Source organism: Paenibacillus sp. MT124, from assembly GCF_058792755.1.
Window position 1 is genome coordinate 5,927,533 of the sequence record NZ_CM179500.1, and the last position, 13,311, is coordinate 5,940,843.

The 13,311-nt window shown below is 49.9% G+C and carries 14 protein-coding genes and 1 riboswitch; of the genes, 1 reads left to right on the forward strand and 13 read right to left on the reverse strand.

The genetic code is table 11. The features are described from left to right. Positions 1 to 229 precede the first annotated feature (229 nt). The 13 genes from AC3RCI_RS26860 to AC3RCI_RS26920 all read right to left on the reverse strand — a co-directional run bounded on the left by AC3RCI_RS26860 (position 230) and on the right by AC3RCI_RS26920 (position 12,677). On the reverse strand, positions 230 to 823 hold the full coding sequence (locus AC3RCI_RS26860; RefSeq protein WP_127537246.1) for a TIGR01440 family protein: 594 nt from the start codon (positions 821 to 823) through the stop codon (positions 230 to 232). 142 nt (positions 824 to 965) lie between these two features. After that, positions 966 to 1,047: riboswitch (ZMP/ZTP riboswitch) on the reverse strand. 137 nt (positions 1,048 to 1,184) lie between these two features. Continuing rightward, positions 1,185 to 1,757, reverse strand: coding sequence for a low molecular weight protein arginine phosphatase (locus AC3RCI_RS26865; RefSeq protein ID WP_193723536.1), 573 nt, complete (start codon positions 1,755 to 1,757; stop codon positions 1,185 to 1,187). Positions 1,758 to 1,880: 123 nt separating this feature from the next. Then, complete coding sequence (locus tag AC3RCI_RS26870) at positions 1,881 to 2,441, reverse strand: manganese efflux pump MntP (RefSeq protein WP_127537248.1); 561 nt, start codon at positions 2,439 to 2,441, stop codon at positions 1,881 to 1,883. Continuing rightward, positions 2,405 to 2,650: a hypothetical protein gene (locus tag AC3RCI_RS26875; RefSeq protein ID WP_127537249.1), complete on the reverse strand. Its 246-nt coding sequence runs from the start codon at positions 2,648 to 2,650 to the stop codon at positions 2,405 to 2,407. The genes AC3RCI_RS26870 and AC3RCI_RS26875 overlap by 37 nt, the downstream gene beginning before the upstream one ends. Positions 2,651 to 2,654: 4 nt before the next feature. Continuing rightward, positions 2,655 to 3,884, reverse strand: coding sequence for an L-threonylcarbamoyladenylate synthase (locus tag AC3RCI_RS26880; protein WP_492527007.1), 1,230 nt, complete (start codon positions 3,882 to 3,884; stop codon positions 2,655 to 2,657). Positions 3,885 to 4,120: 236 nt separating this feature from the next. Continuing rightward, complete coding sequence (gene spoIIR, locus AC3RCI_RS26885; protein ID WP_154894834.1) at positions 4,121 to 4,783, reverse strand: stage II sporulation protein R; 663 nt, start codon at positions 4,781 to 4,783, stop codon at positions 4,121 to 4,123. 241 nt (positions 4,784 to 5,024) lie between these two features. After that, complete coding sequence (locus tag AC3RCI_RS26890; protein ID WP_492527008.1) at positions 5,025 to 6,245, reverse strand: FtsW/RodA/SpoVE family cell cycle protein; 1,221 nt, start codon at positions 6,243 to 6,245, stop codon at positions 5,025 to 5,027. 248 nt (positions 6,246 to 6,493) lie between these two features. Then, positions 6,494 to 7,714: an FtsW/RodA/SpoVE family cell cycle protein gene (locus AC3RCI_RS26895; RefSeq protein ID WP_492527009.1), complete on the reverse strand. Its 1,221-nt coding sequence runs from the start codon at positions 7,712 to 7,714 to the stop codon at positions 6,494 to 6,496. A gap of 85 nt (positions 7,715 to 7,799) precedes the next feature. Continuing rightward, positions 7,800 to 8,684: a peptide chain release factor N(5)-glutamine methyltransferase gene (gene prmC / locus AC3RCI_RS26900; protein WP_127537624.1), complete on the reverse strand. Its 885-nt coding sequence runs from the start codon at positions 8,682 to 8,684 to the stop codon at positions 7,800 to 7,802. A 25-nt stretch (positions 8,685 to 8,709) separates the two neighbouring features. After that, positions 8,710 to 9,777: a peptide chain release factor 1 gene (prfA, locus tag AC3RCI_RS26905; protein ID WP_095291198.1), complete on the reverse strand. Its 1,068-nt coding sequence runs from the start codon at positions 9,775 to 9,777 to the stop codon at positions 8,710 to 8,712. Positions 9,778 to 10,168: 391 nt separating this feature from the next. Continuing rightward, entirely contained in the window at positions 10,169 to 10,774 is a 606-nt protein-coding gene (locus AC3RCI_RS26910; protein WP_492527010.1) for an SUKH-4 family immunity protein, read from the reverse strand. A 224-nt stretch (positions 10,775 to 10,998) separates the two neighbouring features. Further along, positions 10,999 to 12,099 carry a redox-regulated ATPase YchF gene (gene ychF / locus AC3RCI_RS26915; protein ID WP_127537255.1) on the reverse strand — a complete coding sequence of 367 codons (1,101 nt, stop codon included), beginning with the start codon at positions 12,097 to 12,099 and terminating at the stop codon, positions 10,999 to 11,001. A 107-nt stretch (positions 12,100 to 12,206) separates the two neighbouring features. Continuing rightward, positions 12,207 to 12,677: a GNAT family N-acetyltransferase gene (locus AC3RCI_RS26920; protein WP_492527011.1), complete on the reverse strand. Its 471-nt coding sequence runs from the start codon at positions 12,675 to 12,677 to the stop codon at positions 12,207 to 12,209. Positions 12,678 to 12,836: 159 nt separating this feature from the next. On the opposite strand from AC3RCI_RS26920, the gene AC3RCI_RS26925 reads away from it, so the two are divergent. Then, complete coding sequence (locus AC3RCI_RS26925) at positions 12,837 to 13,271, forward strand: hypothetical protein (protein ID WP_492527012.1); 435 nt, start codon at positions 12,837 to 12,839, stop codon at positions 13,269 to 13,271. Positions 13,272 to 13,311: the final 40 nt, after the last annotated feature.

Genomic DNA, 13,311 nt, shown 5'->3' on the forward strand with positions numbered 1-13,311 from the left:
CAAAATTAAAAGGTTACACTCGCCACTCCGAACGCAGCACAATCTTCCGATCGCTGTTATCCCCAGATTTTTTGAATCCCCCTTTAAAGGGGAAATCCGGTGATAGCCTATGCTTCCGATGTAGCTTTCTTTCAGAAAGCTTTTAGGCGAGCACTTCGTTTCTCCAGATTTGTCCTGCACTCTCCGTTTTCGTGTAAACATTAATTTCGCTTTATAGTAGGTTGAAGATTTAGTCGCAAAATGTCGAATCTGGTTGCTCTTCCATCTGATACACCGCTCGTTCGCCGCCAATCAGCTTCGGACGGGTCAAGGCTGTCGTCACACGGGCTTCCCCAATGTAGCGAAGCGCTGTACGGAAGGGAACTGCCACATGCCGTAAGTGCATGCCAATCATGGTTTCCCCGATATCCACTCCCGCATGAGCCTGCACATGTTCAGCCAGGCAAGGATCACTCAGCGAGCGATAAGCTGCGGATGCCATGGAACCGCCTGCCTTGGGAACGGGCACGGCACCCACTTCAGTCAAACCAAGACGTGTGAGCAATGAACGCTCCATCACCAGTGCGCGATTCAAGTGTTCACAGCACTGGAACACAGGCTCGAAACCGAATTCCTGCTGTACCTCGCGGATCCCTGCAAGAAGCTGCTGTGCTACATCAACGGCACCACTCGTACCGATCTTCTGGCCTGCAACCTCGCTTGTGCTTGTACCGATCACAACAATCTGTCCAGGTCCAAGCTTTCCGGCAAGTGCCAGTTCACGCAGAATGGATGCGGTCTGTTCCTGCAATCCGGGTTGTTCCGAATCTAACTCAATAGTCATCCTATCGCCTCCCGATAAAATCATGCCTGACTTCCTCACGGCAGCCCGCTCTTGTATTCATGCACGGCATCTCAGGTACTATTATAGCGAATAATCAGATGAAAGACGAAAAAAAGAGCAGTCTGCGGGTATCGCAGAATTGCTCTTTTGCCCAGGCGACCGGCCGTTTGTTCCGGTGCTCCATTGTGGTTGTGCCCACTTCGTCGCCAGTTACACCGGATCCCTGTTTTCCCCTTCATCATAAAACAACCCACGCTTAAAATCAACGGGTAATTTACACTACATGTTCGTTTTTGCATATAAAAATAAATTTGGAAATGGTTCATCACTGCCCAATTACATTGCCCTGCATAATCCCGGTTTATCCCAACTTGTCCAGAAGCCGATCCAATGCCGTCCTGATCTCTGCAGCAGCAATATTATAATCGTCACGACTGCCCCCGAATGGGTCGGATATATCAAAGCTTGGAATGCGCTGGCGGATCTCGATCACGCGCTCACGCTCTGATGCCAGAATCTCCTGACCGAGCGCACGCTTCAGTTCCAGTGTGGCGAACAGGCTGTCCAGTTCCTGAAGATCATTCAGAACCTGATCATCATTCTCCACATACTCTTTCAGCGTGTACGTCTTGTGTACCGAATCTGGAAAAACCTGCATGACATGCTGTTTATGGCTTCGCGTTAACGTAAGGACCAAATCCGCCCAGCCAATCAGGCTCGCGTCAAGCTGGGTAGATTGACCAGGCCCTTCCGCCTGGTGATCTCTTAATACAGCTTCGGCATGACGGGAAATCGGCATTCCCGATGCTGCCGCCACACCTGCAGAACGAACCTCTACCTGAATGCCCCGTTCCGCTGCGAGCTTGCGCAAAAGCCCCTCCGCCATGGGGCTGCGGCACGTATTTCCTGTACATACAAACAAAATATGTTTCATTGTGATAGCCTCCCCATTTCGCAAATGTTGTCGAATGATGCAATATTTTAATTTTAAATGATGAAAATTTAAAGAGTATCGTTATGACTGCTCAAGGGCTGCAACTGCTCCGCTCTATGACTATTAAAAAATAAACAACAGTCCAAACGCAAGCAGGATGGCTCCGCCAATCGCTTCACCATAATCACCAAGGTTCTGGCTCACTCGTCTTCCCAGCAGCAGACCCATGACGGACATGATTCCACCGCATGCACCAAAGGCAAGTACCGTCAGTACCAGATCACTGCTAAACATGCCGAGGGATACCCCAACGGAAAACGAATCCACACTCACACTGAGTGAAAATAAGATCACACCTAGCATGGAGCGATGGTCCACCAGCTTGGTGTCACCTTCACGAAATGCATTCAGAATCATGTGACCCCCAAGCAAAACGAGCAATCCGCCTGCAGCATACGTCGTGATGTCCCCAAGAAGTGAACTGACGTATTTCCCCGTGTACATACCGATCAGCGGCATGATCACATGGAACAGGGCCGTGACAAAACTGATCCGCAGCACATCACGCAAACGAATGCCTTTCATGCCGATCCCAATACCCAGCGAGAAGGCATCCAGCCCAAGGGCGACGGCCATAATCAAAATGGTTACCAACTGCCCCAGATGGGCAGACACATCCCACATTCCCATACCCCCAAGTCACGTAAAGGTTCTTGTACACGATATGCGGACAAGGACACAAACATGACGGGAGATAGAGAATGAATAGTCAGAGAGATGCAGGCAGGCGTGTCAAAAGAGGATTGGTCTAATCGGCAGGCCGTGGTTGGTGGTGCCTGCTGCCACGGCCTGCCGATCAGGTGGACCGGAGAGACGTCGTCAGCTCCGGTCATGGTGTTACTGGTCCCCAACCTGTATAAGTTGGTGACCAGCAGCCTTGAGCAGCCGATTCATGACGGCTGCGCCCAGCCCTTCGCGTGAGCAGGCTTCAGCCACAATGTATGTGGCGCCCTGCTCATCGCAGCTGCGCAGCGCGGCGTACAGCCGGCGCGCTGCTTCTTCAAGCTCGCTGGCATTGCCCAGCGAGAATACGGCATCGGCGCGGTACTGCTCCGCGTGCTCGGCGAACGCCAGCACCGCGGTGCGCTCTCCGCGCTGCGCCGCCTCCGCGAGGGCGGCGCTGATCCAGGCCGCCACGGCTGGCGGCGGCCCCTCTACCACGCACAGCGCCCCTGTGGGCGCATAGTGCGTGTACTTCATGCCCGGCGAGCGCGGCGCCGGGCTGCCTTCGCCTTCGGACCCACCCGCGAGAATCGCCGGGTCCGTGGCGACACGGGCGGCAACGGCGGACAACTGTTCCGCCGTAATGCCGCCAGGGCGCAGGATGGTGACGGTACCGTCGTCACCGACCTGCACTACCGTGGACTCGACGCCCACACCCGTGGGGCCGCCGTCCACAATGCCGCCGATGCGGCCAGCCAGATCCTCGCTTACATGTGAAGCGAGCGTCGGGCTCGGCCGCCCGGAGCGGTTAGCGCTCGGCGCTGCCACCGGGCACGCCGCCGCTGCGAGCAGCTGCAGAGCTACCGGGTGATCCGGCATGCGGACACCCACCGTATCCAAGCCAGCCGTAACCCGCGTGGATACGGCGCCTGGCTTAACAGGCAGCACAATGGTGAGCGGACCTGGCCAAAAGGCCTCAATCAGCGCTTCTGCCGCCTCATTCACTTCCGTAACCAGTGAATCCAGCTGATCGCGATGTGCGATATGCACAATAAGCGGATTGTCAGACGGGCGGCCTTTGGCTTCAAATATAGCCTCTACCGCGGCTGTACTGCGCGCATCCGCGCCCAAACCGTATACCGTCTCTGTCGGAAACGCAACGGTCTGGCCTTGACGAATGCAGGCAGCGGCAGCCTGCAAGTCAGCGAGTGCCTGCTGATAGGCGCTCTTTTTTTTCTCATCGGATCCCTGTCCCTCAGGTTCACCCATAACCAAATTACCCACAACATGCGGCTGTTTCTCACTCATCAATGCTCTGACATCCCACACCGGGGTATGCAATCCTTCTGGGTTACCCGAATCTTTGTTTTCTGTGTATTGGTATTGGTCTTGTTCTCTACTCATATATCCATCATCCCTAAACTTCAATAGGTTAGTAACCGCGGGCCTCGACCTTGACGGTAGCTGTCTTGCTTACATTTCGAATACCTATAATTATAGCATATCTGTTCAACCTAAGAACGGGCTCGCTATCTCTCTTATAAACCCCATCCCTTAAGCATGACAGCCATTCATTGATAAATGGGGCAAAAGGGCAGCTTCCTGTATCGAAGTTGCCCTTCCCTATCATTCTCACGATATTATGCAAACAATCCGGCTACCCAATCCCATAGTTTAACCGCCAGATCCACCAGGAAAAAACGCGCTTCCGGTGTTGCTCCCTGGACAGATGCTTCAGCATCTCCAGGCTCAGCAGCAGCTGCTGCAGATACCGTAGACGGATTTGCCAGTGCATCCCCTGTGCTTGCATCAATGAAGCATAGCGGCGGAAACAGCACACACCACCAATTCTGACCCTTTCCTTCTCCCAGTGTTATACGCACCGCTTCATAATCACCTGCGGGATATACCGTACCTCCATATAGTTTGGTAGGGAACGGAACGACACCAAGCTCCACTTGATATGGATAGTCCAGTCCACGGCTCGCCAGCTCTTCTCCCACCCGATCTTCGATTTCAGACAAATGCTCACGAATGACATGGCGTGCATCATCCAGACTTTGCGGATTATCCAGCTCTGTAACCCACTCACTCATCTGGGCAACCACAGCATCCCGAATCTCGCGTTTCACCAGTTGGTCCCCTGGCGCATCCGAATTCGCTAGAATCCGCAAACGGATGGATTGCTCCGGAATCGCTGTAGCGGCTACAGCTGCATCCGTCTTCTGACCTTCCCACATCATAATAATCATCATAAGACAAACGATAATAAGTCCCATTTGTTTCACTGTTCTTCTGCTCATCCCGTTCTCCCCCTCGGCTCCCGTGATCATGTTCCCTGCAACTCTCTCATGTCTATCAGTATGCCCGGAAGAGACAGAAGTAAACCTAGCAAAAATCATAAATCTAGCAAATTCATTCTCTTATTTTTTATATGGTTGAGCGGAATTAAGAAAAGGCTGCCCACACCTGTTACAGGTGTGCATCAGCCATGCTTAAGAGACCTATCGAACCTAACTTTTAATACATAACCCTATTCGATGATTACACCGCGCTCTTTTCTTTCCTCAGCAAATGCAGTAACCGGTCTGGCAAACCAGGCTTCTGCTCTCCAAGCTGCAGGTCATCTTCCTCTTCATCTCCATATAATTTAATGCTCATGACCAGTCCGATACAAGCCATATTAATGAGCAATGAAGTCCCGCCATAACTGATGAACGGAAGGGTAATCCCTGTTAGTGGCATCAGTCCGAGGAACGCACCTATGTTTTCAAACACTTGGTATAACAGCATTCCAATAATGCCTACAATAATGACGGGCCCCGCCCGATCCTTGCACTCCATACCGATCAGAACCATTCGGTGAATCAGAATGAAGTACAGCAGTAACAGCACCGACGCCCCCACAAAACCGAATTCTTCAGCGATAACGACAAAGATGGAATCCGAATAGGTATACGGCACGCGTCCACTTTGTACGGAAGTTCCCTGCAAATACCCTTTGCCGACAATGCCTCCTGAGCCTATAGCCAAGCCGGCATTTTTGGTGTGCCACGTCGCCTTGGAAGTGGCCTTTTCCGGTACGAGCCAGGGATCTATCCGTTCTGCCCAGTGTTCACGGCCTACCTTCTCGAGAAAAGTAAAGATTTCATCATGATATGTCGTGTAGGCTTTGACGAAGCCAAAGAAAGTTATAGCTACTATACCAAGACCAATGATTGCATGCTTTAGCTTGATATTACCGATCCACAATACCGCGGCCAAGATGACGACGTAACCCAGGGCGTTGCCCAAATCATTTTGAATCATGACGAGTGCAAACGGAACGAACGCCCAACATCCGATGGGAATGATATCTCTCCAGAACCCGAGCGTGTTTCGCTGGCGCTTCACAAGCAAATGTGCGAGAAATAGAATCAGGATCATCTTGAATAACTCCGCAGGTTGAAACGAAAGATTGTCCCCAAGCTTGATCCATCCATTGGCATTATTAATAGGTCCGCCCACAAAGTTGACGAGAACAAGCAAAACGATTCCTAAGGCATACAGATAAAAGGCATATTTCACATACAGTTTGTAATTTACTAGACCGATGCCCACTACTGCGACAAATCCTATGATATAAAACAACAAGGTTTTGATATGATGCTTGGCCAAAGTGGCATCCGTCTGTGTACCACTATAAATGGCAAACACACTTGCGATCATCAGCAAAAACAATACAAAAAGAATTACACCGTCCATCTTTTTCAGCATTCTCAACATAAATGCAATCTTCCTCCCGGATAGTCATACGCTTTTTCCAAATTGACTTATTATTTCCATTGTATAAAATAGAGAGATAAATTGGAAATTTTAATCACCGTGTGGAGGATGGATTTCAACTTACATAGCCATTAGAGAAAATCTGGCAAAAGAAAAACCCTGGAAGCACCAGATCCAAATGGCTTGGATTGATCTTTCCAGGGTTCTATGACTCACTTGATTTTGTTTTCTATACCTGACAAAAGGAATTACTGTTCCTGCTGGGACGGTTTCCTTCTGAACAATTTGAGGACGATATCCGTAATCCCCGGTTGTTCTGCGGAGCCCAGAATATCCTCGTTCTCTTCCGTATGAACCTTGATACTCATCACGATCCCCATACTGATCATGTTAATCATGATTGAGGTACCACCCGAACTGATAAACGGCAGCGTAATCCCTGTGAGCGGCATTAGACCAATAAACGGACCGATGTTGACAAAAATCTGGTAAAGCAGCATCGCTATAATGCCCACAATGAGATAAGGCCCTGCGCGATCTTTACATTCGAGTGCAATAAGTACCAGCCTGTGGATGAGAATAAAGTACAGCAGCAGCAGCACCGAAGCACCTACAAAGCCAAACTCCTCCCCAATCTGCACAAAGATCGAGTCGGCATAAGCCAGCGGTACCCGATTTGACTGAATCGTTGTACCTTCCAAGTATCCTTTACCACTAATGCCCCCAGAACCAATTGCCAGCTTCGCGTTATAGGTCTGCCAGAGCACGTCTCTGGAAGTCTGATCCGGCACGAGCCATGGGTCGAAACGGTCTGCCCAGTGTGAACGCCCAACGTCCTTCAGAAATTTAACAATCTCATCATGATAATGAATATAAGCTTGTATACCGCCGATAAAAGCAGCTACTGCAATAACAAAACCTATAAGAGCATGAGAGAATTTAATATTACCAATCCATAACAGGCCCACGAGAATGATTACATAACTCAGTGCATTCCCCAAGTCATTTTGAAGAAGTACGAGTAGCAGTGGCGGCAAAACACAGAGTGAGACCGGAATGACATCACGTCCAAAATAAAGCGGACGATTCTTCTTTCGGGCTAATAAGGCGGACAAGAACACAATCAGGCATAGCTTGAACAATTCGGCAGGCTGTAAACTTACACCGAATATGGATAACCAGCCCTTTGCCCCGTAATACTCTTTACCAAAGAACATAACAAAAATAAGCAAGAGCATACCTACGCCATAGATATACAGATAGTTTTTGATAATGAATTTGTAATTAATCATCGACATTCCAAAAAAGACCACGAAGCCCAAAATATAATACATAACGGCACTTTGCGTGAGTCCCTCCAGCTTTGGCCTGCCAAAGGTCGTACTATAGATCGACAAAATACTGATAACCATCAATATAACTAATATAAAAACAATCGAGTAGTCTATCTTTTTGAATTTATGCAGCATGTAGTTATGTTCCCCCAAGCATTCAGCAATCTTCGGTATATCCCATTGTAGAGGATTTCGCGGCAAAAAGAAAACCCGCAGAACCTTACATTTTCGTCACCTGTTCCGAAGTACGAACACCCAGGACATGCCGCTCGATCCCGGCAAGGTCCGGAACAATGATAATTTCCGGCCAGTGTCCGGCAGATTCAAGCAATGCGGCGATGTCGCGAGCTTGTCCCTGACCGAGTTCAAAACCAATGACCTGCGGCGGCGCAGGCAGCAGTGCCAGCTGTTCCAGCATGACCCGGTACGGTGCCAATCCGTCCGGACCGCCGTCCAGTGCCGTGCGCGGCTCATGATCGCGCACCTCGGGCTGCAGTCCGGCGATATCCGCCGCCGGGATATATGGCGGGTTGGACACCAGAATGTCCACCCGAGCCCCTGCGAACGGGGCCAGCAGATCGCCTTCGCGGAAGTCAATCTGTACCCCGTTCGCGGCCGCGTTCCGTGCGGCCACCTGCAGCGCCGCCGCCGAGATATCTCCGGCGCCGACCTGCCAGCGCGGGCGCTGCGAGGCGATCGTCACCGCGATCGCACCGCTGCCCGTGCCAATATCGACGGCAAGCGGAGCGCCGCCGGGAAACACGCGGTCGGCTTCGCGCAGCACAGCCTCGACCAGCAGCTCGGTCTCCGGCCGCGGAATCAGCACGGCCGGCGTGACCTCGAACGGCAGCCCATAGAACTCCTGGCTGCCGATGATATATTGCGCCGGCTCACCCGCTGCCTTGCGCGTGACGGCGTCCTCCCAGCGGCTGCGCAGCTCGCTGGGGAAGGGTTCCGGCTGCATCATGTAATACGCGGCGCCATAGACGCCGAGTACATGCTCCAGCAGCAGCCGGGCATTATTCTGCGGCTCGTACACGCCGCTCTTTTCCAAAAAAGAGGAAGCCTCCACGAAGGCTTCCCGACAGCTCTGTTCCGGCGTCATTACAAACTGCGCGCGGTTCACAGCATTATTCTCCTCTATCCATCATCTCCGTCTGCTCGGCAATTGTCAGCGCAGACAGGATTTCTTCAATCTCTCCGTTCATGACCTGATCCAATTTGTGCATGGTCAGACCAATGCGGTGATCGGTTACACGGCTTTGCGGGAAGTTGTACGTACGAATCCGCTCACTGCGGTCCCCTGTACCCACTTTACTCTTCCGCTCCCCTGCAATTTTCGCTTCTTCTTCCTGGCGCATCATATCGAAGATCCGGGTACGCAATACTTGCAGCGCTTTTTCCTTGTTCGAGTTCTGTGATTTACCATCCTGACATGTCGCTACGATTCCGGTTGGAACGTGCGTTACCCGTACAGCAGATTTCGTCGTGTTAACTGACTGTCCGCCGGCACCGCTGGAACAGAACGTATCCACGCGAATGTCTTTATCATGAATTTCAATATCGAAATCTTCGGCTTCAGGCATAACGGCAACCGTTGAAGTGGAGGTATGAATCCGTCCACCTGATTCGGTTGTAGGGATACGTTGTACACGGTGTGCACCACTCTCGTACTTCATTTTGCTGTATGCACCGCGGCCGTTGATGAGGAAAATAACCTCTTTGAATCCGCCGACATCATTCGTATTGGCATCCATCAATTCCACGCGCCAGCCTTGATTATCGGCATAACGTGTGTACATGCGGTATAGATCCGCTGCAAACAATGCCGCTTCATCTCCACCCGCTGCTCCGCGAATTTCCACGATGACGTTTTTGTCGTCATTCGGGTCTTTCGGCAGCATGAGAACACGAATCAGTTCGTCCAGTTCTTTCTGACGGGCACTGAGTTCTTCGATTTCCATTTTGACCATTTCACGCATCTCGTCATCCAGCTTCTCGCCTTGCATTTCTTTCGCTGCTTCGAGATCCTGACTCACCTGTTTGTACTCATTGTATGCTTCGTACGTCGGCTGCAGATCGGATTGCTCTTTGGAATACTCACGCAGCTTTTTGTTATCGCTTGCCACATCCGGGTCACAGAGCAGCTCGCTAAGCTTGTCATAACGGTCTGCCAATGCCTGTAATTTATCCAACATATATAGTCACCTCACGATTTATTTTTGGTGATGCGCTGCACGTTTTCTCCGGGCAGGCTCCATGTTCATTAGTTATATCATCTATTTTCATAACGCATAGGTTCTGAGCCAAACCGAACCCTGACCGTAACATTCATTAATGACCGACGCAACATCGCTACAACGTCATCAAATCCTTTACTTTTAAGTTATATAAAAGAGCTCATGTACCTTATGCGGAGTCCCGCTATGTCTTATAAAAAGCGAGCTAAATCAACCTAGGTACACGACTCTTAATTATAGCATATTCTTCTCAACCTGAACAGATGCTTTTCCACCTGCCTACAGGTTCGCTTTGGATTACGGCACAAGTAACGATGGCATTATTATATTATACTTCAATGAATATCAGCTACAACAAGCCATCTTCAAGCTGTTCAAGCACCAGGCTCCACCAAGCTTTTTCATTCGATAAACTACCCGGATCCTGTTCGGCAAAGAAAGCCCGGAGTTCGCTTATGGCCTCTTTTCGGCCGGATACATGGCCCTTTTTCTTTCCTAGTGTAAGCTCTCCCCTTTGAAAAGCTGCCAGTTTGGCTTGGGCTTCTTCAAGTGTCATCACACTGGGCTCATGCACCTCAGAGAAATTCTCAATAAATTGAGCGTAACGCTGGAGAAATTCAAGAAACTGAACCAGACTAGTGTTGATCAACCCGTGTTCCCCTGACGATGCTTCTACCGAGTAAACTGCGCCCGTTCCTGTCTCCACACCGAGCAAGGCTGCCGTTTCCTCCCACTCATATCCGATCGGCAGAAGCGTAGCGAAGCCGTCATCACGTTGTACCTGAATCAAGCCTCGTTCCGGCATGGACCGAAAATGGACACCAAGCAGATCGTTACCCTCATCGCGAAACTGGGGTACTCCCTCAACAAGAAGCAGATCACTAATTTCTCTCGGTAAATGCATCGCTTTCACATATGCTTCATCATATTGAATACGAGTTACTGCATCCTCCATTGTCCATCCTCCCCATGCCCTTTTCCTCTATTATATCCACACCGCGTAAACAATCCAGTATAAGCAGAACAAGCGGGCCGCCATCACGGATCCTCCCCTGCTATCCTCGCCTACTCCCTCTAATCTGCCGCTCCACTTTCATCCCAATTAAAAACCCTGCCATCTTCAGAGAAGACAGCAGGGCTGTTCATGTCTATCATGTACTGCTTGAATTGGTTATACAATTATACGTTGAAACGGAAGTGCATAACATCTCCGTCATTGACAACATATTCTTTACCTTCCAAACGAAGCTGTCCGCGTTCTTTGGCACCGTTCATGGAACCCGCTGCAACCAGGTCTTCGTAGGAAACGACTTCTGCACGAATGAATCCGCGCTCGAAGTCCGTATGAATTACACCCGCTGCGCCCGGTGCTTTTGTACCCTTGCGGATCGTCCACGCACGAACTTCCTGTACACCTGCCGTGAAGTATGTGTACAGACCCAGCAGCTTGTAAGCGGCTTTGATTAACAAGTTCAGACCGGAATCCTCGATACCGAGCTCTTCCAGGAACATTTGTTTATCTTCGCCTTCCAGCTCGGAGATTTCTTCTTCGACTTTTGCACTGATCGGCACCACTTCTGCATTTTCAGCAGCCGCGAATTCTCTTACTTTTTGCACATAGGCATTGTTCGCCACATCACCAATTTCATCCTCGGCTACGTTCGCTGCATACAGAACCGGCTTCAGGGTAAGCAGGTGCAGATCACGTACGATCAGACGCTCTTCGTCTGTCAATTCCATGCTGCGTGCCGGCTTATCTTCGTACAGAACTGCCTTCACTTTCTCCAGTACTTCCACTTCTTGAGCAGCCTGCTTGTTGCCGCCCTTCATGTTTTTCTTGGAGCGTTCGATTTTTTTCTCAACACTCTCGATATCAGCCAGGATCAGCTCCAGATTAATCGTCTGGATGTCGCTTACCGGGTCAATTTTGCCATCTACGTGAGTGATATTCTCATCAACAAAGCAGCGTACCACATGGACAATTGCATCCACTTCACGAATATGGGCAAGGAACTTGTTACCCAGACCTTCGCCTTTGCTTGCGCCGCGCACAAGCCCTGCGATATCTACGAATTCAAATGCTGTAGGTACTGTCTTCTTCGGTACAACGAGTTCTGTCAATTTGTCCAAACGCTCGTCCGGTACTTCAACAATCCCCACGTTCGGGTCAATCGTACAGAACGGATAGTTTGCCGACTCGGCACCTGCTTGTGTAATTGCGTTAAACAGAGTGGATTTACCAACGTTAGGCAGGCCCACGATTCCAGCTTTCAAAGCCATGTATATGACAACTCCTCATTCATTACTTGTTCGGTATGGATAATCCTATACATTATATATGACAAACCCGGAGGCATCAAGGAACTTCGGGTTTCGTTTCTGCCTGACTACTGTTTAAGTTCCTTGTACATCGTCAGATCAGTAATCTCGTACCCCATCTTGCGATACAAGCTGCTCGCCCGCACATTATGTCCAAACACATGCAAACCAATTCGATCCACCTGAAGACGGCGTGCCGCTTGTTCAAGTGCTTCCATCGTTTCGGTACCATACCCCTTGCCCCGATGTGCTTCTTCGACAACAATATCGAGCAAGAAGGCTTCCTTACCCCGGCGATTGTCCGTAACGTTAAACCAGATGTACCCCACATTGCCGTCCACTGGATGCACCAGGTTATAAATGTAGGCTCCAGGCGTTTTCAGCCCTTCAGGCAAAAAGCGATTATATGAAGCCTCTGCGAGCTCCTGCGCCTCTTCCTCTGCCCATGCTCCTGCTTCTACTTTCTCAACTGCAAAATCCGTAATGGATCGTACTCGAAAATCCGCAAACTCTTGCTCATTCATGGCTACAAGCTCCATAATATTCCCTCCCGGGTTCAAATTCCGTATTCGATTTTTCTAAGTCTTGATCTAAATGAAACGATTTATTGTTCATCATACATGAAGTGGAAAAAAATCTGCATAACTTTTATCAGACTTCCATTGTTTATTCACCATAACGAAAGGAGCACATATAAGATGAAAAGACGTCGCAAACGGCCTTCAAGGAAAAGCATCATTCTCTTGGCGGGTGTGGTTATCTTCATTGGAATCATCATCGGTATGGCTTATCCAACCATAGACCAATTCCGATCGCTCAGGATCACCATTCACAATCAATCAGACTTCGATCTTGCAAATGTCAATGCAAGTCTGGTCCAAGGTGAAGGCCCGGTTAACAGCGAAAGAGATGGCTCCGTGTACAAGCTGAAGAAGGATATCCCCAGCGGTAAAAAAGTAAAGTTCGCCCCTAGGCTTAGTCCTTCCGGGGAATCCTCTGTCCACCTGCAATTTACGGATAGCCGAGGGGAAATTCATAATAAAATCGTCTGTGGCTATACGGAGTATCTATCCGGCAATACCTATGTCTGGGTAACCAACGACAATATCACGGTAAAAGAAGAGTGTTGGTAATCCTTCTGTCTTTTCATAATAAAAAAGGGGCTTCCCCCAT